Source organism: Pantoea stewartii subsp. stewartii (assembly GCF_008801695.1).
Taxonomy (GTDB): domain Bacteria; phylum Pseudomonadota; class Gammaproteobacteria; order Enterobacterales; family Enterobacteriaceae; genus Pantoea; species Pantoea stewartii.
Window position 1 is genome coordinate 26,787 of the sequence record NZ_VZPF01000035.1, and the last position, 20,938, is coordinate 47,724.

The window sequence follows — 20,938 nt, forward strand, 5'->3', positions numbered from 1 at the left end:
CCGGTGTGATTTTTTCACGTTAACTCAGCGGTTTTTCATCCAGGGCGCCAGCCAGCTCAGCCCCTCTACGGTGTCGCCGCGCGGGAAATATTCGCAGCCGACCCAACCGTCGTAGCCCACCTCATCTAACAGGCTGAACAGCCAGGGGTAGTTGATCTCGCCCTCGTCAGGTTCATGCCGACTGGGCGCGGCGGCGATTTGCACATGGCGATAACGTCCGGCGTAATGGCGAATCAGGTGGCTGAGATTGCCGTCCACAATCTGGGCATGAAACAGATCCAGTTGGGTGAATACGTTGGGCCGGTCGATAAGGTCGGTCATCTCCAGCGTCTGATACTGGCTGGCATAGAGATAGTGCGGTTTGGTCGTGGGATTAAGGGCTTCGATCAACAAGCGGATGTTATACGGGGCAAATCGTTCTGCCGCGTAGCGCATGTTGCGGATGAATGTCTCGACATAGCGCTGGCGATCGGCACCCGGCGGCACCGTTGCGGCCATGATATGCACCTGTGGGCAATCCAGCGCCCGTGCATATGCCAGCGCCCGGTCTATATCTGCGCGCGCGTCGGCTTCCCGTCCGGGAATAGCCGAAACGCCCCATTCCCCCGCGTCAACGTTGCCCGGTGCGGTGTTAAACAGCACCAGTTTAAGCCCGTTATCCGCCAGCAGCGCTTTCAGTTGCTCAGCCGGATATTCGTAGGGAAACAGAAACTCGACCGCGCTGAAGCCCGCCTGTGCCGCCGCGGCAAAGCGTTGCAGAAAAGGCATTTCGTTGAACTGGGTAGATAAGTTAGCTGCAAACTTTGGCATTACCGGCTCCTGAGTTCAGCGACGTCGTCGGCGGTTAAATAACGAATGGCGCGATCGCCCAGGGTAAACATCAGACGCGCCGTTTCTTCCAGCTCCTCGGTATTATCCGCCGCTTCGCGCAAGGTTTTGCCGACCACCACCGGACCATGGTTTGCCAGCAGGAAGGCGCGGTAACGCGGGGCAAGCAGCGCCAGATCCTCCGCCAGCCGCGCATCACCCGGTTTATAATAAGGCACCACCGGTACATCGCCTACCCGCATCACCACATAGGGCGTGAACGGGCGGATGCAGTTCTGGCTGTCCAGATGTTGCAGGCAGGAAAGCGCGGTCAGGTAGTGACTGTGCAGGTGAACCACCGCCCGACAGTCCGGATTATTCAGGTAGAGCGCCCGGTGAAAGGCGATCTCTTTCGACGGTTTATCCCCGGCTATCCACTCCCCCTGTAACGTCACGTTAGACAGACGCTCCGCATCCAGTTCGCCCAGGCAGGACCCCGTGGGCGTTGCCAGTAAGGTGCCGTCGTCCAGCAGCAGCGACAGATTACCGGCCGAGCCGGTGGCGTAACCACGCTGGAAGAACGAGGCACCCAGTCTGACCATCTCTTCGCGGGCCTGTTGTTCAGTCATGTGAAAACTCCGTTTGTGCGCGGCGGAAGAACTGCTCATCGCCAAAATTGCCAGACTTCAGCGCCAGTGACAGCGGCTGCTGGATATCTCTGACCCAGGGCACACCGGGCGAAATCACCGGACCAATATGGAAGGCGGTCACGCCCAGGCTTTGGGCGACCACGCCCGAAGTTTCGCCGCCCGCCACGATAAAACGCTGCCAGCCGCGGGATTGCAGATCTCTCGCCACCTGAGCAAACAGTTGCTCTACCGCCTCACTGCTGCGCTGTGCACCGAAATGCCGCTGGATCGACTGCAGCTGTTGCGCATCCGCAGTGGCAAAGAGCATCGGGGCCAGCGGCCCGTCGGCATGCTCAACGACCCAGTCGCACAGCGCCCCGGCGTACTGTTCATCGTTGAGGCAGCGCTCAACGTGAATTTCCCGGGCGGGAGCCTGCTGGCGATACGCGTTGACCTGGCGGTTGGTCATTGGTGAACAGGAACCCGAAAGCACCACGGCCCGCTGCCCCTGCGGGTAGCCCGCGCGCTGCGCCTGCCCATCGTCGCAGCCAGATGTTGACCACTGGCGCGCCAGGCCAATTGCCAGCCCGGAGCCCCCCGTGACCAGCCGCATCGACGTCAGCGCTTCACCCTGATTCAGCAGATGCTGCTCAGTAAGCGTGTCGATTACGGCATAGTTCACGCCCTGAGCACGCAGATGTTCAAGTTGCTCTGTTATCGCGCCTGCGCCCTGGTCGACCGTGGCTAACGGAATAAGCCCGGCTTTTCCCGTGCTCTGACACGCCATCAGCCTTAGCAGGTTACTGTCGGTCATCGGCGTGACAGGATGATGGCGCATGCCGGACTCCGACAGCAGGTGTTCCCCCACAAACAGGTAGCCCTGATAAACGGTACGTCCGTTGACCGGCAATGCCGGGCAGATCACCGTCAGCGTCTCATTCAGCGCGGCCATGAGCGCATCCGTCACCGGACCGATGTTACCCGCAGCGGTGCTGTCGAACGTGGAACAGTACTTGAAATAAAAGCGTTCACAGCCTCGCGCCTGCAGCCAGCGCAGCGCCGCAAGCGACTGACTGACGGCCAGCGCAGGCGCACAGGATCGCGATTTCAGGCTGACCACAATGGCCTGGGCATCCGGGACCGTTGTCTGTTCTGGGATGCCGTTAAACTGAATGGTAGAAAGCCCGTTCTGCACCAGAAAGCTGGCAATGTCGGTTGCGCCGGTAAAATCGTCGGCAATCACCCCTAAGCGCATCACATCGCCTCCTCGCGCTGGGGCAGCGTAATGCCGCTGAAGATTTTAATCACCGCACTGTCATCCTCGCGGCCAAAACCGGCATTGCTGGCCTCAGTGAACATATTCAGCGCGGTAAAGGCCAACGGTAGCGGGAAATGCAGGGCTTTCGCCGTATCGGCGACCAGATTCAGGTCTTTGACAAAGATGTCCATTGCGGATTTCGGTCGATAGTCGCCGTCGACGACATGGCGCATACGGTTTTCAAACATCCATGAGTTGCCCGCTGCGTTAGTGACCACCTCATACATCGTATCGAGCGGAATCCCGGCGCGGGCGGCCAGCGCCATGGCTTCGGCCCCGGCGGCAATGTGCACGCCCGCCAGCAGCTGATGAATGATTTTGACTGTCGATCCCTGACCGATTTCCGTGCCGACGCGGTAAACCTTTGCGGCGACCGCATCCAGTACCGGTTGCAAAGCCGCAAAGGCCGCATCGCTCCCGGATGCCATCACGGTCATCTCGCCACTGGCGGCTTTGGCGGCCCCGCCGGACACTGGCGCATCCAGCATCAGCAACTGACAGTCCGCCAGTCTGGCGGCGATCTGCTGCGCATCCTGCGCGGACAAGGTGGAGGATACCATCACCGCCGTGCCCGGCTTCAGCCTGGCCGCCAGCCCCTGCTCGCCAAACAGAATCGCATTAACCTGCCGGGCATTCACGACCAGCAACAGGACAGCATCCAGGTGTTCGGCAAAGGCATGAGCCGACGACTGCGCGTCACGCGCGCCTGCCTGGCGCAGCGTTTCGCAGGCCTGCGGATTCAGATCAACGCCCCATGTCGCCAGCCCAGCCCGGATGCAGGACTGCGCCGCGCCCATTCCCATTGAGCCTAAACCTATGACACAGATGTTTGAAGCGGGCATCGGTGGCCTCCCTTGTTAAATTAAGTGAATTTTTGGTCTCTGCTGGTAATAGTGGCAGGAAAGTGCAGGTAAAAACGTGCCGTATTTCACATAAATTAACTTCATAAGGCCGCAGTTGAACATTTATTCACATCAGCCACGTAACTGTTATTACCAGGTATCGCGGTCAAATCGCCACCAGCAAAGGGGATCTGGTGCAAAATTTCCGTGCGTCTTTGTGAAGGCATCCCCTACAATGTGAAAAAATGATAAACCGAGGTGTATATGATCCCCGTTGAGCGTCATCAACAGATTCTGGCACTAGTGGCCGAGCGCGGCGTAATGAGCATCGCCGAACTGACCGAGCGTTTTGGCGTGTCACACATGACGATTCGTCGGGACGTGCAGAAGCTGGAGGAACAGGGCGCGGTGCTGTCGGTTTCCGGTGGCGTGCGCTCCGCTAACCGCCTGGCGAGCGAACCCTCGCACCTGACCAAGACCGCGCTGTGTAATGAAGAAAAAAACGCTATCGGCAAATTGGCCGCTCAGCTGATTCCGCCTGACAGCTGTATTTATCTGGATGCCGGTACGACCACACTGGCGCTGGCGCGGGAAATTGCCGACAGGGAGGACCTGTTAGTGGTCACCAATGATTTTATGGTGACCAATTTGCTGATGGAGGCGAGCCGCTGCCGGGTGATTCATACCGGTGGCACCGTATGTCGGGATAACCGTTCCTGCATTGGCGATGCAGCCGCACGCCACCTGCGGCAACTGGCAATTGACATTGCCTTTGTCTCCACTTCCAGTTGGGGATTGCGCGGTTTGTTTACGCCGGATGAAGACAAGGTAGCGGTTAAACAGGCCGTGTGTGACGTCAGCAGCAAACGCGTGCTGCTCAGCGACAGCTCGAAATACGATAAAATCGCGACGTGGCTGGCCTTACCGCTGGAAAAGTTTGATGTGATTGTGACAGATGATCAGTTAAATGCCGCAGGGCGGAACGCGTTACAGGCAGGAAGCTGGGAACTGATGCTGGCAAGTAAAAGCTGACAGAAAACGGCCCTGCTCTGTGAATGAGCAGGGCCAGGGGATTACACTTCTTCGCTAAACTATGGAACGGGATTGCGGAAGCTGCGCGTCACAAAGGCCAGGTAAACAATACCAATCGCGGCCCAGATCAGTCCCAGCACCATAGAACTTTGCTCCAGGTTAACCCACAGTGCACCCACGGTCAGGGCACCCATCATCGGCAGAACCAGATACTGGACGTGATCTTTCAGGGTTTTATTCCGTTTTTCACGTACCCAGTACTGCGCAATCACTGACAGGTTAACGAAGGTAAACGCAACCAGCGCACCAAAGTTAATCAGCGCAGTCGCGGTGACCAAATCGAAGTTGATCGCCATCAACGCCACGGCACCCACCAGAATCACGTTCAGGGACGGCGTGCGCCATTTTGGATGGATATAGCCGAAGAAACGCTCCGGGAACACACCATCACGGCCCATCACGTACATCAGACGTGAAACGCCTGCGTGCGCTGCCATACCGGACGCCAGTACCGTGACCACAGAGAAGATCAGGATACCGATCTGCAACGCTTTACCGGCCACATACAGCATGATTTCAGGTTGCGACGAATCCGGCTCTTTAAAGCGCGAGATGTCCGGGAAATACAGTTGCAGGAAGTACGACGCGACAATAAACATCAGGCCACCAATCAGCGCGGTCAGGAAAATCGCACGCGGAATGGTACGTTCTGCATCTTTCGTTTCTTCTGACAGCGAACTGATGCCGTCAAAACCGAGGAATGAGAAACACAGAATCGTCGCACCGGTGATCATCGGCACCACATGGGCGTTTTCAGACCAGAACGGTTTACTGCTTACCACTGTTCCCGCACCTTCGCCGTGCGCCACGCCGTAAATCACCATCGCGGTGATACCGACCATGACCACCACCTGAAGGATGACAATCACGCTGTTGAAGTTAGCGACCGTTTTGATGCCCTTAAGGTTGGAGAGCGTCATAAAGCCCACCAGCAGCACCACGAAAATCCACGACGGGATCCCTGGCACCAGGGTTTCAAAATAGTTTTTAGCCAACAGAATGTTGATCATCGGCATGAACAGATAGTCCAGCAGCGATGACCAGCCCACCATAAAGCCGACGTGCGGACTGATGGCCTTCTGAGCATAGGTATAAGCGGAGCCCGCAGATGGGAAGCGGCGTACCAGCTTACCGTAACTCACGGCGGTAAACAGAATCGCAATCAGGGCGAAAGCATAAGCGGTGGCAACGTGACCGTCCGTCAGGCCCGATACGATACCAAAGGTATCAAACAGGGTCATCGGCTGCATGTAGGCTAAGCCCATCATGACAACAGGAAGTAACGTCAGCGTTTTTTTCAGTTGGGCACGTTGTAGTGCGGCAGAGGTATTAAGCGACATGCTTCAGTCCTCCTTGCGCAGCAACCTGGCTGGGTTGATTCACAAGGAAACTGCGCATTAAGCGACAGGGAGTAAGGCTGGCGGCCAGCGCGGCGCCGTAGTCATCACGGAAACGTGTACCAGCCTGGGCTGGCAGAGTGTTAAACATCCCCATCTTTACATCCTCAATCTCACGCGGCTGCGTGTTTTCAGTGTTTATCTATCCGGGTGCGTGCCCGGCCTCGTTGGTGTCAGCTAAATGCTACGCGTTAAAAACAATATGCAAAAAAATAACCGGCGCGGTGAGCGTCGGTTATGTTCTGAATTTGCAGGGGGCGTATTTTGCCCTAACCCAACGCATTATTTCAAGACGTTGTCGCATAGAATGCAAAATTCTAATCAGGCGTTTTTCAGCATCCAGTCGATTTCGGTGGCAGTGATTAATCTTTCGAACTGCATAAGCTCATAATTTTTGCAGCTAAACCACACTTTGGCAAATTTCTCACCCAGTAATTTTTGTAAAGGATAGCTGCTTTCGAAGGCATAGAGTGCATCGCTCTGCCGAATCGGCAGCGCCAGCCCTTCCGCTTCATGGCCGTTTCCTTTAACCGGCTGTGGCAGCGGCAGCTGCGTATCGAGGCCGTGCAACATGCCGGCCAGAATGGTAGCCATGACGAGATAAGGATTCGCATCCGCCCCGGCTACCCGGTACTCGATGCGGCGACTTTCCAGATCGCCACAGGGAATACGCAACGCTACCGTACGGTTATTGTGGCCCCACGACGCCTGCAAAGGAACGTAGGCATCGGGCACAAAACGACGGAAGGCATTGACGTTGGGGGCCAGCAGCGCCATGGAGGCAGGCATAAGGTCAATCATGCCCGCCAGCGTGCGTTTCAGCAGCGGGGAATCGCTTCCGTCATAGTCCTCATAGGGTTTTGCCATAAACGTTGCCGTCATGCCGTGGTTCTCTGCCACCTGGCGGATAAGGCGCTTGAGCTGGATAGCATGGTCGCAGGCGCTCAGCACATCACGGGTATGATGGAGATTGATTTCGAATTGCCCCGGCGAGGCTTCCGCCAGCGCGCCATCCGCAGGAATGCCCTGCAGACGGGCCAGCGCATCAATATCACGCAGGACATCGGCGAAGTGATCGAGATTATCCAGCGAGTAAACCTGGCTTTGTCTGTTGCGATCGTCACTGCCTGGCGCACAGGGCGGTTGAATATAGCCTTCTGCATCGCGCTTTTTATCGACCAGATAGAACTCCAGCTCTACCGCTACCACCGGAAACAGTCCACGATTACGCAGCTGTTGCAACAGCCGGTTCAGAACATTTCGGGGTTCAACGTCAAAGGGAGTGCCATCTTGGTTGCACATGGTTAACAGCAGTTGTGCAATGTGTTGCGGATCGGCGGCGGAGGGGACGAGCGTGCCATGGACGGGAAGGCAGAGGTTATCGGGTTCACCAAGCGACTGGCCCAGACCGGCCTCTTCGACGGTATTGCCGAGAATATCCATGGCAAAAACCGAGGCGGGAAAGTAGCAGCCTTTTTCCAGCCTGGCTAAGGCCGAAACCGGGATGCGCTTACCGCGAAAAACACCATTTAAATCGTTGAGCAAGATATCGACATACTGCGTTTCAGGATGGCGCTCCAGCCAGTTTTTCACTTCTTGCTGGAACGCGCTGGTTCGTCTCTCTTCATTGTGAAGCGTGAAGTCTTCTACTTCTACCAGGTTAGTCATGATTTCATCCGCCTTTGACCACAAAAATGGGAGTGCGTAATGCTCAAAAAAACCGCCACTCATCTAACATAGCTCTAACGTAAAAAGTGTGCAAATGTAACAAATCTGTTTGAAGATCGACCAATGGATTGCTAGATTGACAAAATATTGCACACTTAACCATCAGACATGCCCTTTTCGTCAAATATTTCGAACAGCAGTTAAGGGGGAAAGATGGGCATTATTTTTGACAAGCCTTTGATTGGCGTAGTGATGTGCCAGACGCACAATCAGGGCCACCCGGTTCAGTCTGTCCACAACAAATATCTTGATGCCATCGTCCTGGCGGGCGGCGTGCCGCTTGCCCTGCCCCATCACCTTATGGCTGCCCCACATCTATCAGAAAACGCTATGGCTCTGCTGGATGGCATTCTGCTGACCGGGAGCCCCAGCCATCTGGAGCCCTGGCTGTATGGCGAAGAAGGCGAAGAGCCGGAGGCAGATGCCGGCCGCGATCGCCTGGCGTTTAACCTTATTACGCATGCTGTCGGTAAACAAGTGCCGCTGCTGGGCATATGTCGGGGCATGCAGGAGCTGGTCGTGGCCAACGGCGGTGCCCTGTATCGTCACCTTGACCACCATCCGCAGTTTCAGCGCCACCATGCAGACGAGGATGCCTCACCTGAACAAACTTACGCACCCGCTCATGCCATCCAGATTGCACCGGGAGGATTGCTGGACAGGCTGCTGGGGCGTGCGTCGATCACCGTCAACTCCGTTCATCACCAGGGCATTCGTGAAGCGGGATCGCAGGTGCACGTTGAGGCCCGTGCGCCCGATGGTCTGATTGAGGCGGTCAGCCTGCCAGCGCACCCTTTCGCCCTTGCCGTACAGTGGCATCCTGAATGGCAGCTGAAACCCGCCACGCCGTCCTTTGCGCTGTTTGACGACTTTATTCAGGCCGCCCTGCACTATCACCAGAGGAAAAAGGTATGAATGATGCGGCTCAGGCTCCGGGACGCCGCCTGGCGCAGATCCGTCAGTCCATGGGACTGTCACAACGGCGCGTCGCGGAACTGGCCGGACTGACCCACAGCGCCATCAGTACTATCGAACAGGACAAGGTCAGCCCGGCGGTCAGCACGCTGCAAAAGTTACTGAAGGTTTATGGCCTGTCTTTGTCTGCGTTTTTTTCGGAGCCGCATGCTGAGGACGCGCCCAAAGTGGTGGTCCGGCCTGAAGATCTGCTGGAAATCGGCAGTCAGGGCGTTTCGCTTAAACTGGTTGATAACGGCACGAAAACCAGGGCGTTAGGCATGTTACTGGAAACTTACCAGCCAGGTGCCAGTACCGGCGAAAAATTACGCCATGCGGGCGAAGAGACCGGCACCCTGCTGGAAGGGCGCATCCTACTGGAAGTTAACGGTCAGCAATTTCATCTGACGGCCGGCGAAAGTTACGTGATCGATACGGGTTTGCCGCACAGTTTTACCAACCAGGCCGATGTGCCCTGTCGCATCGTCAGCGCCCATACGCCCGCCAATTCTTAATCAGGGACGTTCGCCAAGGAGCTTGATATGAATTACGTAGAAAACTACTACACCTCCACACGGAACCCCCATGCGCCCTGGCCGGTGCTGCAGGAAAGCATCCAGTGTGACGTTTGCATTATTGGTGCCGGTTTTACGGGCTTATCGGACGGCCTGTTTTTAACCGAAGCGGGTTACGATGTGGTGCTGCTTGAAGCGGCTCGTGTTGGTTATGGTGCCAGCGGCCGCAATGGCGGCCAGGCCGTGAACTCCTACAGCCGCGACGTGGATGTGATTGAACAACGCTACGGCAAAGACAGCGCGAAAATGCTGGGCAGTATGATGTTTGAAGGCGGTGATATTATTCGTGATCGTATCGACCGTTACGCGATCGCCTGCGATTACCGCCCGGGCGGTATCTTCGCCGCGTTTAACCGCCGTCAGATGGCGCACCTGGCCAGTCAAAAAGCCGCCTGGCAGCGTTACGGTAACGACCAGCTTGAACTGTTAGATGAACGCGGCATTCGTCGCGAGATCGGCTCAGAGCGCTATGTAGGTGGGCTGCTCGACAAACGCGGCGCACATCTGCATCCGCTGAATCTGGCGCTGGGAGAAGCCGAAGCCATTCGTCGCCACGGCGGTCGTATCTATGAACAGTCCGCCGCGTTAAGCGTCAGCTACGATTCACCTAATCGGGTAAAAACGGCACAGGGAGAAGTCAGCGCCACGTTTCTGATTTTTGCCGGCAATGCCTATCTGCCTTCCGAACTCGAACCGCGCCTGAGTCGCAAAAGCATGCCGTGCGGCTCGCAAATCATTGCCACCGAACCGCTGTCCCGTGACCGGGCATTAGCGCTGTTACCCAACAACTATTCGGTAGAAGATTCCAATTATCTGCTGGACTATTTCCGCCTGACCGCCGACAACCGGCTGCTCTATGGTGGCGGTGTGGTTTATGGGGCGCGCGAGCCTGGCGATGTGATCACGATGATCCGGCCTAAAATGCTACGCACCTTTCCGCAGTTGCAGGACGTGAAGATTGATTTCGCCTGGAGCGGAAATTTTCTGCTGACGCTGTCGCGCATGCCACAGTTTGGTCGGCTGGAAAACAACGTCTACTTTATGCAGGGCGACAGCGGCCACGGCGTGACCTGCACGCACCTTTCCGGCAAGCTGATAAGCGAAGTGTTACGTGGGGATGCTGAGCGCTTTGATGCCTTCGCGAAGCTTCCGCATCTGCCCTTCCCTGGCGGACGGCGATTTAAAGTGCCGCTGACGGCCATGGGTGCCGCCTGGTATGCCTTACGCGACCGACTCGGCGTGTGATCAGGAACAGAATACGACGCTTTCCCCGCTAAGGGGAAAGCCACACTCATTCCAGCGGCATTTTCTGCGGATCGTCATAGCGGTATTCAAAGCCCAGCTCGTGACAGATACGCGCGCCGTCAATCAACTTACCGCTGTCGTCGTGCGTCTGCGGTTCAAAGGTGGGCGGCGTCATGCCCAGCTGGCGCGACACACAGGGATAGAAATGGGCGCGGGACGGATGTTTCAACGCACACAGGTTAAACGTCCTGCCGCCTTTTGGCGTTTGCAGCAGCAGCATAATCGCCTCCACCACATCATCCAGATGCACCAGATTCACCCCGTGCGATCCATTGGGTAAATCCTGTTTGCCGGCCAGGAAGCGACCGGGATGCCGTTTCGGGCCCACCAGCCCGGCCAGACGCAATACATCGACGCTGGTGCCGGGTAAGTCGTGCAGCCAGTTTTCCAGGTCCACCAGCGTTTTGCCTGCCGTGGTTTCTGGTTGAAGCGGGCTTTTCTCCGTTTTGATACCGGCGCTGCCGCCATAGACGGAGGTGGAACTGGTAAAGATGATCCGTGGGACATTGCGCGCCAGCGCGGTATCCACTACGTTTTGTACTGCCTGCACATAGGCGTCGCCGCCCTCTGCCGTGCGGCTGGCGGGCAGGGTGACAACCAGCGCATTCACGTCAAACAGCGCCTCCAGGTCCTCGGCCTCACAGACCAGTTCGGGCGTCAGTTCAAGTTGAAACGCATCGATGCCACAGCGACGGGCCGCCTCTACGCCATCCGGCGTGGTTTTACTGCCGGTCACCTGCCAGCCTCGCGCGGTCAGCGCCATCGCAAGCGGCATGCCCAGCCAGCCGAGTCCTACAATTGCGACCTTTTTCATATTGTCTCCTGCTGCGAACGTCAAGATTCAGCCATCTTAAGCTGCCCCTGAGTTGCAAACCAGTGCAAAGTGTTTCTGTGCTTTGCGAAGAACAACATTAAAAAAGAGTTGCCAATTTCAACTATCTTCGTTAGGTTAATTCCACACAAATGAATAAATTTTCATTATCGAGAATTTTATGACACGCGTTCAGTTCAACCATCATCACCACCATCACCCTGACTAGTCTTTCAGGCGATGTGTGCTGGAAGACGTCTAGGATCTTCCAGTGGTGCGAACGCAAGAGAACCCCCGGAAGATCGTCTTCCGGGGTTTTTTTATGGGCTGACGCAAAATACGCATTCAGGACAGGTTAATTAAGGGGACAGGAACAATGTTAGACAATAGCCGTTTACGCATAGCTATGCAGAAATCAGGTCGGTTAAGCGATGATTCACGCGAGCTGCTGGCGCGCTGCGGGATCAAAATCAATCTTCAGCAACAGCGTCTGATCGCCTTCGCTGAAAATATGCCTATCGATATTCTGCGCGTGCGCGATGACGATATTCCGGGCCTGGTGATGGACGGCGTGGTCGACCTGGGCATTATCGGCGAAAACGTGCTGGAAGAAGAGTTACTGACGCGCCGCGCACAGGGGGAAGATCCTCGCTACTTCACGCTGCGTCGCCTCGACTTTGGCGGCTGTCGTCTGTCACTGGCCATGCCGGTCGATGACGCTTACACCGGCCCGCAGTGCCTGAACAATGCCCGCATCGCCACCTCCTATCCTCACCTGTTAAAACAGTATCTCGACAAGCAAGGTATCGCCTTTAAATCCTGTCTGCTGAACGGCTCGGTCGAAGTGGCGCCGCGTGCCGGCCTGGCTGATGCGATCTGCGATCTGGTCTCCACCGGTGCCACGCTGGAAGCGAACGGTCTGCGTGAAGTGGAAGTCATCTATCGTTCTAAAGCCGTGCTGATTCAGCGCGACGGCGACATGCCCGCGGCCAAGCAGGAGCTGATCGATAAAATGATGACCCGTATTCAGGGCGTGATTAAAGCACGTGAATCCAAATACATCATGTTGCATGCACCGAGCGAGCGTCTGGAAGAAGTCATTAGCCTGCTGCCGGGCGCCGAGCGTCCAACCGTGTTACCGCTGGCGGGCGATGTGAGCCGTGTGGCAATGCACATGGTGAGTAGCGAAACGCTGTTCTGGGAAACCATGGAAAAACTCAAAGCGCTGGGTGCCAGTTCGATTCTGGTGCTGCCAATCGAAAAAATGCTGGAGTAAACGATGAGCAAAATCATGACACCCGTGAACTGGCAGGCGTGCAGCGCGGAGGCGCAACAGGCGCTGCTGGCACGCCCGGCGCTGTCTGCCTCTGACAGCATCAGTCAGATTGTGCGTGACGTTCTGGCGCGCGTGAAAAGCGAAGGCGACGCAGCTCTGCGCGATTTTAGCGCACGCTTTGACAAGGTTGAGCTGACGGATTTTCGCGTGACCGCTGAGCAGATGCAGGCTGCCAGCGATCGTCTCAGTGATGAACTCAAACAGGCGATGGCGGTGGCGGTCGCCAATATCGAGACTTTCCACCGTGCGCAGATTCTGCCAGCCGTGGATATCGAAACCCAGCCGGGCGTGCGTTGCCAGCAGGTGACGCGCCCGATGCAATCGGTCGGCCTCTATATTCCCGGGGGGTCCGCCCCGCTGTTTTCCACCGTATTGATGCTGGCGACACCGGCACGTATTGCCGGATGCGGCCGCGTGGTGCTGTGCTCACCGCCGCCGATTGCCGACGAGATTCTCTATGCGGCCCAGCTGTGTGGCGTAGAAGAAGTATTTCAGGTGGGCGGTGCGCAGGCCATTGCCGCCCTGGCCTTCGGCACCGAGACCGTGCCGAAAGTGGCTAAAATTTTCGGACCGGGCAACGCCTGGGTCACCGAAGCCAAACGTCAGGTCAGCCAGAGCCTCGATGGCGCGGCTATCGATATGCCCGCGGGCCCGTCAGAAGTGCTGGTGATCGCCGACGACGGTGCCACGCCCGCGTTCGTGGCGTCCGACCTGTTGTCTCAGGCGGAACACGGGCCGGATTCGCAGGTGATTCTGCTGACGCCTTCACAGGGACTGGCTGAGCGCGTGGCTGACGCTGTCGAACAACAGCTGGCGCAGCTGCCGCGTGCCGCCACGGCCCGTAAGGCGCTGGAAAGCAGCCGCCTGATCGTGGCCCGCGATTTGCAACAGTGTGTGGCGATTTCCAACCGCTATGGTCCGGAGCATCTGATTCTGCAAACCCGCACGCCGCGCGACCTGGTTGAGCAAATCACCAGCGCAGGCTCCGTGTTCCTGGGCGACTGGTCGCCCGAGTCCGCAGGCGATTATGCCTCCGGCACGAACCATGTGCTACCTACCTATGGTTATACCGCGACCTGCTCCAGCCTGGGGCTGGCCGACTTCCAGAAACGTATGACGGTACAGGAACTGACGCCGCAGGGCTTTATGGATCTCGCCGCCACCATTGAAACCCTGGCTGCCGCGGAGCAGCTGGATGCCCACAAAAATGCCGTCACGTTGCGCGTCACCGCGCTCAAGGAGCAAGCATGAGTCAGGATATTGAACAACTGGCCCGCGCCAATGTGCGTGCGCTGACGCCTTATCAGTCGGCGCGCCGTCTGGGCGGCAACGGTGATGTCTGGCTGAATGCTAACGAGTTTCCGCTGCCGGTGCCCTTTGAGCTGTCGCAGCAAACCCTGAACCGCTACCCGGAGTGCCAGCCGAAGCAGGTAATCACCCGCTATGCGGCTTACGCGGGCCTGTCTCCTGAGCAGGTGCTGGTCAGCCGCGGCGCAGATGAAGGCATTGAGCTGTTGATGCGGGCGTTCTGTGAGCCCGGCAAAGACGCGATTCTGTTCTGCCCACCGACGTACGGTATGTACAGCGTCAGCGCGGAAACCATCGGCATTGAGTACCGCACCGTGCCGGCACGTGAAGGCTGGCAGTTGAACCTGCCCGCGATTGCCGAACAGCTCGCCGGTGTGAAAGTCGTTTATATGTGCAGTCCGAACAACCCCACGGGCAACCTGATTGATCAGGACGCTATCCGTCAGCTACTGGCGATGACCGCCGGCAAAGCGCTGGTCGTCGCGGATGAAGCCTATATTGAATTTTGTCCACAGGCGACGCTGGCGGGCTGGTTGCGCGAATATCCGCACCTGGTCATCCTGCGCACCCTGTCGAAAGCCTTCGCGCTGGCCGGTCTGCGCTGCGGATTTACGCTGGCGAATAAGCCGGTTATCGACCTGCTGATGAAGGTGATTGCGCCCTATCCGCTGGCGACGCCGGTGGCCGACGTGGCGGGCCAGGCACTGAGCGACGAAGGGATTGCCTTAATGCGCCAGCACGTCGATGAGCTGAATGCCAACCGTAGCTGGTTGTTTGAACAGTTGCCGCAAATTCGCGTCGTGGAGCAGGTCTTCCCCAGCGAAACCAACTATATTTTGGTGCGCTTTACCGATTCACCAAAGGTGTTTAAAACCTTGTGGGATCAGGGCATTATTTTGCGTGACCAAAACAAGAACCCCAGCCTCGCTGGTTGTCTGCGCATCTCGGTGGGAACCCGCACCGAGTGCGAACGCCTGATCGCCGCGCTGCAAGCCTTATCTCTGGAGTAAGCATGAGTCAGAAGACCCTTTTTATTGACCGCGATGGCACGATTATCTCGGAACCGCCGCAGGACTTTCAGGTGGATCGGATGGATAAGCTGGCGTTTGAGCCGGACGTCGTGCCTGCACTGCTGGCGCTGCAGGACGCAGGCTATCAGCTGGTGATGATTACCAATCAGGACGGTCTGGGCACGGACAGTTTTCCACAGGCGGACTTCGATGGCCCACACACGCTGATGATGCAGATTTTATCATCGCAGGGCATTCGTTTTAGCGATGTGCTGATTTGTCCCCATAAGCCTGAAGACCACTGCGCGTGCCGCAAGCCGAAAACCCAGATGGTTGAGGCCTGGCTGGCTGAAGGCGCCCTTGATACGGCCAACAGCTATGTGATTGGCGATCGCCAGACCGATATTCAGCTGGCGGAAAATATGGGGATTCAGGGCATTCGCTATGGCGCAGAAGGTCAGGACTGGAAAGCGATTCAGCAGCAGCTGACGCAGCGCGACCGCTACGCGCTGGTCAAACGCAACACCAAAGAAACCCAGGTCCGCGTGGAACTGTGGCTGGACCGCGAAGGCGGCAGTAAGATCAACACTGGCGTCGGCTTCTTTGATCATATGCTGGACCAGATTGCCGTGCACGGCGGCTTCCGCATGAACATCGACGTCAACGGTGACCTGTATATTGACGATCACCACACGGTAGAAGATACCGGTCTGGCATTAGGCGAAGCGCTGCTGAAAGCGTTGGGCGATAAGCGCGGCATTGGCCGTTTTGGCTTTGTGCTGCCGATGGATGAGTGCCTGGCGCGCTGTGCACTGGATATCTCTGGTCGTCCACATATCGAATTTAAAGCGGAATTCAGCTATCAGCGCGTTGGCGATCTGAGCACCGAGATGGTCGAGCACTTCTTCCGTTCCCTGTCCTACGCCATGATGAGCACCCTGCACCTGAAAACCAAAGGGAAAAACGATCATCACCGTGTGGAAAGTTTATTCAAAGCCTTTGGCCGGACCTTACGTCAGGCGATTCGCGTTGAGGGAAATACCCTGCCGAGCTCTAAAGGAGTGCTGTAATGAACGTGGTGATCCTGGATACAGGCTGTGCCAACCTGTCGTCGGTAAAGTGGGCCGTTGAACGTCTGGGCTATACGCCAGAGGTCAGTCGCCATCCGGATGTCGTCCTGCGCGCCGATAAGCTGTTTCTGCCCGGCGTTGGCACCGCGCAGGCGGCCATGAACCAACTGCAGGAGCGTGAGCTGATTGAGCTGGTCAAGGCCTGTACGCAGCCGGTGCTGGGTATTTGCCTGGGCATGCAGCTGCTGGGCAGCCACAGCGAAGAGAATGGCGGTGTGCCCACGCTGGGCATTATCGATCAGCCCGTGTCACTGATGGATACGCAGGGTTTGCCGTTACCGCATATGGGCTGGAACCAGATCACCGCTCAGGCCGGTAATCATCTGTTCCGCGGCATTGATGAAGGCAGCTACTTCTACTTCGTACACAGCTTTGCGATGCCCGTAAATGCCAGCACCATTGCGCAGTGTCACTATGGTCAGGCGTTCACGGCCGCGGTACAGAAAGATAACTTCTTTGGCGTGCAGTTCCACCCGGAACGCTCTGGCAAAGTCGGCGCGCAGTTGCTGAAAAACTTCCTGGAGATGTAATGATTATCCCCGCATTAGATTTAATTGATGGCAATGTTGTGCGCCTGCATCAGGGTGATTATACCCGTCAGCGCGATTACGGCAGCGATCCGTTACCCCGCTTACAGGATTACGCCCGCCAGGGCGCAACGGTACTGCACCTTGTGGATTTAACCGGTGCTAAAGATCCGGCGAAACGCCAGATTACCTTACTGAAAAGCCTGCTTAACGGCGTGGATGCGGTGGTCCAGGTTGGCGGCGGCATTCGCAGTCGGGAAGACGTTAAAGCGTTACTGGACGCGGGTGCCAGCCGTGTGGTGGTAGGGTCGACCGCCGTCAAACAGCCCGAGGAAGTGAAAGCCTGGTTTACCGAGTTTGGCCCGGACGCGATTGTGCTGGCGCTGGACGTCCGTATTGATGCGACCAACCGAAAAGAGGTGGCGATTAGCGGCTGGCAGGAAGCTGCGGGCGTTACGCTCGAAGAGGTCATTGAACAGTTCCAGCCCGTCGGGCTGAAGCATGTTCTGTGCACCGACATTTCCCGTGATGGTACGCTCAGCGGGTCGAACGTGGATCTGTATAAAGAAGTGACCGCACGCTTTCCGCAGATTACGTTTCAGTCCTCAGGCGGTATTGGTGAACTCAGTGACGTTGCCGCCCTTCGCGGCAGCGGTGTTCAGGGCGTGATCGTCGGACGTGCGCTACTGGAAGGCAAATTTACAGTTTCGGAGGCCATAGCATGCTGGCAAAACGGATAATTCCTTGTCTCGATGTGCGTGACGGTCAGGTGGTAAAAGGCGTTCAGTTTCGTAACCACGAAATTATTGGCGACATCGTGCCGCTGGCACAGCGCTATGCGCAAGAAGGTGCGGACGAGCTGGTGTTTTACGATATCACCGCTTCATCGGACGACCGCGTAGTGGATAAAAGCTGGGTTGCGCGCGTTGCCGAAGTCATCGACATTCCGTTCTGCGTGGCAGGCGGCATCAAAACCCCGGAAGATGCCGCGCGGATTCTGGAGTTTGGTGCGGACAAAATTTCCATTAACTCCCCTGCGCTGGCCGATCCTTCATTGATCACCCGCCTGGCCGACCGCTTTGGCGTCCAGTGCATCGTGGTCGGTATTGATACCTGGTTTGATGACGCCAGCGGGAAGTACCATGTTAATCAGTATACCGGCGACGAATCCCGCACCCGCGTGACCCAGTGGGAAACGCTGGACTGGGTGCAGGAAGTGCAGAAACGGGGCGCAGGCGAGATTGTCCTCAACATGATGAACCAGGACGGCGTGCGCAACGGTTATGACCTGGTGCAGTTGAAGAAGGTACGTGATGTCTGCAAGGTACCGCTGATCGCCTCTGGCGGTGCGGGTACCATGACTCACTTCCTTGAAGCCTTTGAGCAGGCCAATGTCGATGGCGCGCTGGCGGCGTCGGTTTTTCACAAACAAATTATTAATATCGGCGAGCTGAAACGCTTTCTGATCGACAACGGTGTGGAGATTCGTGCGTGTTAACTGAACAACAACTGGCCCGGTTAGACTGGGAAAAAACCCAAGGCATGATGCCGGTCATCGTCCAGCACTCTGTTTCTGGTGAAGTTCTGATGCACGGTTATATGAATCAGGCGGCGCTGGAAAAAACGCTGCAGGACGGCAACGTGACGTTCTTTTCACGCACCAAAAACCGTCTGTGGACCAAAGGCGAGACCTCAGGACACTTTCTACAGGTCGTGAGCATCACACCTGACTGCGACAACGACACGTTGCTGGTGCTGGCCAACCCGATTGGCCCCACCTGCCATCTGGGCACCTCCAGCTGCTTCTCCCCTGCTGCGCCTGACTGGACGTTCCTCTATCAGTTGGAACAACTGCTGGCGTCCCGTAAGCAGGCCGACCCGGAAAGCTCTTACACCGCCAGACTCTATGCCAGCGGCACCAAACGTATTGCGCAGAAGGTCGGTGAAGAAGGCGTGGAAACCGCGCTGGCTGCCACGGTGAACGATCGTGAGGAACTGACGAACGAAGCATCCGATCTGATCTATCACCTGCTGGTACTGCTGCAGGATCAGGATCTGGATCTCAGCACCATCATCAATAACCTGCGCGCCCGTCATAAGTGACAGACTGCGTTACGGCTGCTCGACGGTTTGCTGAGCAGCCTTTCCCGTCCGTTTGACCTGTAAGGATTTTACCGTGACTACGCATGAAAAACTCATTGCTCTGCTCGACCAGCATCGCGCGCGTTACCGCCTGATGCAGCATGAGGCAACCGGCAAATGTGAAGCCGTTGCCAAAATTCGCGGCACGGCAGTCGGACAGGGCGCAAAGGCGCTGGTGTGTCATGTGAAAGGCAATGGCGTCAAACAACATGTTCTGGCGGTACTGCCTGCGGATCAGCAGGCCGATCTCAGTAAAGTCGCCTCAGCCGTAGGCGGACGCCGGGCATCCCTTGCCTCGCCCGCAGAGGTCGATGTGCTGACCGGCTGCGTATTTGGTGCGATTCCCCCGTTCAGCTTTCATCCTGATTTAACTGTGGTGGTCGACCCGCTGCTGTTTGAGCGCTATGACGAGATTGCCTTTAACGCCGGCGTACTCGACCAGTCTGTCGTACTGAATACCCAGGATTACCGTGGCCTTTGCCAGGCTAACATTGTGAAAATCATCCTCTAATTGCCATCATCCCGGGTGAAAGGTACTCTGCGTAATACACTATTACGACAACAGAAGACCGAAAACGATGGCAATCACTTCTCTGAAAACCCGTTTACACAAAGCGTTAGCGCTGGCCCTCCTGGCTGGCTGCGCGTTTGGCGCCCAGGCGAAAATTGAGCAGGTTCGCTTCGCTGTTGATCCCACCTATCCCCCTTTTGAATCCAAAACGCCGCAGGGGAAGCTGGTCGGCTTTGATATCGATTTAGGTAACGCGCTGTGCGCGCAGATGCAGGCCAAATGTGTCTGGGTGGAGAGCCAGTTCGACGGGATGATTCCGGCGCTTAAAGCGCGTAAATTCGACGCCATTCTGTCTGATATGGGCACGAAGAGCGACTGAAGCAAATCGACTTTACCGTGCCGCTGTACGATACGCACACCCAGCTTATCGCGCGTAAGGGGTCGGGCCTGTTGCCCACCCCGGAATCGCTGAAAGGCAAAACCGTAGGCGTAGAACAAGGCACTGTGCAGGAGCGTTATGCCCGGGCAAAATGGCAACCTTTTGGCGTGACGGTCGTGCCCTATGGCGATCAGGCGCAGGTTGAAAGTGATCTGGTGGCCGGGCGCCTTGATGCGGTCTTTACCGATGCGGCTCAGGCGGCAAACGGTTTTCTCAAACAACCTCAGGGCAGCGCGTTTGAACTGGCCGGGCCGATTGTGAAAGACCCGATCATCGGGCCGGGCACGGCGATTGGCCTGTGTAAAGGCGATACCGAACTGAAAACTGCGCTGGATGATGCCTTCGCTGCCATTAAGAAAAATGGCACCTTTGACAAACTGCAAAAGAAATATTTCGCCACGGATATTTCCATTCAACCGTAACGTCAGGGCAGGCTTTTTCCCCCTCCTCCGCCTGCATGACTATACTCAATGATTTTATGGGCGGCATTTGTCCGCCCCTGAACCGACAAAAGGACATTAACACGGTATGTACCAACAACATCACCCTTTGTTAAGCGCCTCTCTCGGCACCCAGCGTGAAATTATCAGTTTTCATTTTGGCGATGACTAAATAACGGCTTTGTTGAATAAATGGATTTTATGCTGTGGTACTATGAAAACGGTTGTTTCAGATAACATAAAATCAATGCATTACATGCTTGCGTATGACGGTGTTCTGTCTGGCATCAGCGTTTTCTACCAAAACAGTGCAGACAAAACAGAATGATTACCTATTATTCAATAAAGCCGAGTTTACCCCTAAATAACTGCTCGGAATAGTAGTTCCCTTAGAGGGAACTCAGTCCGGTTTATGCGATCTGATCAATCGCTGAATATCCCAAATCACCAGCCGGACTGAGCAATGTCGATCATAGCACCAATACCCAGAACCGAACGACGCCTGATGCAGAAAACTATCCATAAAACAAAGGACAAAAACCACGCCCGGCGGCTCACCGCCATGCTGATGCTGCATCGTGGTGACACCGTCAGTCATGTTGCCAGAACACTCTGCTGTGCCCGCTCATCGATTGGT

Annotated in this window: 22 protein-coding genes, 2 pseudogenes and 1 other annotated feature; of the genes and pseudogenes, 16 read left to right on the forward strand and 8 right to left on the reverse strand. The window is 56.5% G+C overall.

Annotation, left to right across the window (positions count from 1 at the left end; all coding sequences use genetic code 11):
• Nucleotides 1-24: 24 nt before the first annotated feature.
• The 4 genes from F7Q90_RS12175 to ltnD are packed head-to-tail and all read right to left on the reverse strand — an operon-like array spanning nucleotide 25 to nucleotide 3,596.
• Entirely contained in the window at nucleotides 25-810 is a 786-nt protein-coding gene (locus F7Q90_RS12175; RefSeq protein ID WP_006119815.1) for an HPr family phosphocarrier protein, read from the reverse strand.
• Nucleotides 810-1,436 (reverse strand): 3-oxo-tetronate 4-phosphate decarboxylase, encoded by a 627-nt coding sequence (gene otnC / locus F7Q90_RS12180; RefSeq protein WP_006119816.1) that lies wholly within the window; start codon nucleotides 1,434-1,436, stop codon nucleotides 810-812. Before otnC ends, F7Q90_RS12175 begins: the two co-directional genes overlap by 1 nt.
• The gene (otnK, locus tag F7Q90_RS12185) at nucleotides 1,429-2,691 is read right to left on the reverse strand and encodes a 3-oxo-tetronate kinase (RefSeq protein WP_006119817.1); all 1,263 of its coding nucleotides are present in this window, start codon (nucleotides 2,689-2,691) and stop codon (nucleotides 1,429-1,431) included. Before otnK ends, otnC begins: the two co-directional genes overlap by 8 nt.
• Entirely contained in the window at nucleotides 2,691-3,596 is a 906-nt protein-coding gene (gene ltnD, locus F7Q90_RS12190; RefSeq protein ID WP_006119818.1) for an L-threonate dehydrogenase, read from the reverse strand. Before ltnD ends, otnK begins: the two co-directional genes overlap by 1 nt.
• 264 nt (nucleotides 3,597-3,860) lie before the next feature.
• On the opposite strand from ltnD, the gene ygbI reads away from it, so the two are divergent.
• Nucleotides 3,861-4,628, forward strand: a complete 768-nt coding sequence (gene ygbI, locus F7Q90_RS12195; RefSeq protein WP_006119819.1) for a DNA-binding transcriptional repressor YgbI — start codon at nucleotides 3,861-3,863, stop codon at nucleotides 4,626-4,628.
• Between the two features lie 59 nt (nucleotides 4,629-4,687).
• On the opposite strand, the gene F7Q90_RS12200 is transcribed toward ygbI, so the two are convergent.
• The 3 genes from F7Q90_RS12200 to F7Q90_RS12205 all read right to left on the reverse strand — a co-directional run bounded on the left by F7Q90_RS12200 (nucleotide 4,688) and on the right by F7Q90_RS12205 (nucleotide 7,753).
• Nucleotides 4,688-6,028, reverse strand: a complete 1,341-nt coding sequence (locus F7Q90_RS12200; RefSeq protein WP_006119820.1) for an APC family permease — start codon at nucleotides 6,026-6,028, stop codon at nucleotides 4,688-4,690.
• Complete coding sequence (locus F7Q90_RS26680; protein WP_006119821.1) at nucleotides 6,018-6,182, reverse strand: hypothetical protein; 165 nt, start codon at nucleotides 6,180-6,182, stop codon at nucleotides 6,018-6,020. The genes F7Q90_RS12200 and F7Q90_RS26680 overlap by 11 nt, the downstream gene beginning before the upstream one ends.
• Nucleotides 6,183-6,406: 224 nt before the next feature.
• Nucleotides 6,407-7,753, reverse strand: coding sequence for a glutamine synthetase family protein (locus F7Q90_RS12205; protein ID WP_006119822.1), 1,347 nt, complete (start codon nucleotides 7,751-7,753; stop codon nucleotides 6,407-6,409).
• Between the two features lie 213 nt (nucleotides 7,754-7,966).
• Between F7Q90_RS12205 and puuD the strand changes: the two genes are divergently transcribed.
• From puuD to F7Q90_RS12220, 3 genes are read left to right on the forward strand one after another with little or no spacing between them, the layout of a single operon-like run.
• Nucleotides 7,967-8,728, forward strand: coding sequence for a gamma-glutamyl-gamma-aminobutyrate hydrolase (gene puuD / locus F7Q90_RS12210; protein WP_006119823.1), 762 nt, complete (start codon nucleotides 7,967-7,969; stop codon nucleotides 8,726-8,728).
• Nucleotides 8,725-9,282 (forward strand): HTH-type transcriptional regulator PuuR, encoded by a 558-nt coding sequence (puuR, locus tag F7Q90_RS12215; RefSeq protein WP_006119824.1) that lies wholly within the window; start codon nucleotides 8,725-8,727, stop codon nucleotides 9,280-9,282. The genes puuD and puuR overlap by 4 nt, the downstream gene beginning before the upstream one ends.
• A 27-nt stretch (nucleotides 9,283-9,309) precedes the next feature.
• Nucleotides 9,310-10,587 carry an NAD(P)/FAD-dependent oxidoreductase gene (locus F7Q90_RS12220; protein ID WP_006119825.1) on the forward strand — a complete coding sequence of 426 codons (1,278 nt, stop codon included), beginning with the start codon at nucleotides 9,310-9,312 and terminating at the stop codon, nucleotides 10,585-10,587.
• A 46-nt stretch (nucleotides 10,588-10,633) separates the two neighbouring features.
• Here F7Q90_RS12220 and F7Q90_RS12225 read toward each other — a convergent pair whose 3' ends face one another.
• Complete coding sequence (locus F7Q90_RS12225) at nucleotides 10,634-11,461, reverse strand: SDR family oxidoreductase (protein ID WP_006119826.1); 828 nt, start codon at nucleotides 11,459-11,461, stop codon at nucleotides 10,634-10,636.
• Between the two features lie 178 nt (nucleotides 11,462-11,639).
• On the opposite strand from F7Q90_RS12225, the gene hisL reads away from it, so the two are divergent.
• The 12 genes and pseudogenes from hisL to F7Q90_RS12285 all read left to right on the forward strand — a co-directional run.
• Nucleotides 11,640-11,687, forward strand: a complete 48-nt coding sequence (hisL, locus tag F7Q90_RS12230) for a his operon leader peptide (RefSeq protein ID WP_100396937.1) — start codon at nucleotides 11,640-11,642, stop codon at nucleotides 11,685-11,687.
• Nucleotides 11,663-11,783: a sequence feature (His leader region), on the forward strand. It overlaps the preceding gene by 25 nt.
• A 51-nt stretch (nucleotides 11,784-11,834) precedes the next feature.
• A complete protein-coding gene (gene hisG, locus F7Q90_RS12235) occupies nucleotides 11,835-12,734 on the forward strand; it encodes an ATP phosphoribosyltransferase (RefSeq protein ID WP_006119827.1) in 900 nt (299 codons plus the stop codon).
• 3 nt (nucleotides 12,735-12,737) lie between these two features.
• Nucleotides 12,738-14,045 carry a histidinol dehydrogenase gene (gene hisD / locus F7Q90_RS12240; RefSeq protein WP_006119828.1) on the forward strand — a complete coding sequence of 436 codons (1,308 nt, stop codon included), beginning with the start codon at nucleotides 12,738-12,740 and terminating at the stop codon, nucleotides 14,043-14,045.
• Nucleotides 14,042-15,112 carry a histidinol-phosphate transaminase gene (hisC, locus tag F7Q90_RS12245; protein ID WP_006119829.1) on the forward strand — a complete coding sequence of 357 codons (1,071 nt, stop codon included), beginning with the start codon at nucleotides 14,042-14,044 and terminating at the stop codon, nucleotides 15,110-15,112. The genes hisD and hisC overlap by 4 nt, the downstream gene beginning before the upstream one ends.
• Nucleotides 15,113-15,114: 2 nt before the next feature.
• Complete coding sequence (hisB, locus tag F7Q90_RS12250) at nucleotides 15,115-16,182, forward strand: bifunctional histidinol-phosphatase/imidazoleglycerol-phosphate dehydratase HisB (RefSeq protein ID WP_006119830.1); 1,068 nt, start codon at nucleotides 15,115-15,117, stop codon at nucleotides 16,180-16,182.
• Nucleotides 16,182-16,772, forward strand: coding sequence for an imidazole glycerol phosphate synthase subunit HisH (gene hisH / locus F7Q90_RS12255; protein WP_006119831.1), 591 nt, complete (start codon nucleotides 16,182-16,184; stop codon nucleotides 16,770-16,772). Before hisB ends, hisH begins: the two co-directional genes overlap by 1 nt.
• The gene (gene hisA, locus F7Q90_RS12260; RefSeq protein ID WP_006119832.1) at nucleotides 16,772-17,509 is read left to right on the forward strand and encodes a 1-(5-phosphoribosyl)-5-[(5-phosphoribosylamino)methylideneamino]imidazole-4-carboxamide isomerase; all 738 of its coding nucleotides are present in this window, start codon (nucleotides 16,772-16,774) and stop codon (nucleotides 17,507-17,509) included. Before hisH ends, hisA begins: the two co-directional genes overlap by 1 nt.
• On the forward strand, nucleotides 17,491-18,267 hold the full coding sequence (hisF, locus tag F7Q90_RS12265) for an imidazole glycerol phosphate synthase subunit HisF (protein ID WP_006119833.1): 777 nt from the start codon (nucleotides 17,491-17,493) through the stop codon (nucleotides 18,265-18,267). The genes hisA and hisF overlap by 19 nt, the downstream gene beginning before the upstream one ends.
• A complete protein-coding gene (hisIE, locus tag F7Q90_RS12270) occupies nucleotides 18,261-18,872 on the forward strand; it encodes a bifunctional phosphoribosyl-AMP cyclohydrolase/phosphoribosyl-ATP diphosphatase HisIE (RefSeq protein WP_006119834.1) in 612 nt (203 codons plus the stop codon). Before hisF ends, hisIE begins: the two co-directional genes overlap by 7 nt.
• Nucleotides 18,873-18,945: 73 nt before the next feature.
• Nucleotides 18,946-19,422, forward strand: a complete 477-nt coding sequence (locus F7Q90_RS12275; RefSeq protein WP_006119835.1) for a YbaK/prolyl-tRNA synthetase associated domain-containing protein — start codon at nucleotides 18,946-18,948, stop codon at nucleotides 19,420-19,422.
• A gap of 67 nt (nucleotides 19,423-19,489) precedes the next feature.
• A pseudogene (locus F7Q90_RS12280) lies at nucleotides 19,490-20,283 on the forward strand (ABC transporter substrate-binding protein).
• Nucleotides 20,284-20,764: 481 nt separating this feature from the next.
• Nucleotides 20,765-20,938: pseudogene (locus F7Q90_RS12285) on the forward strand (IS630 family transposase); the annotation flags it as partial.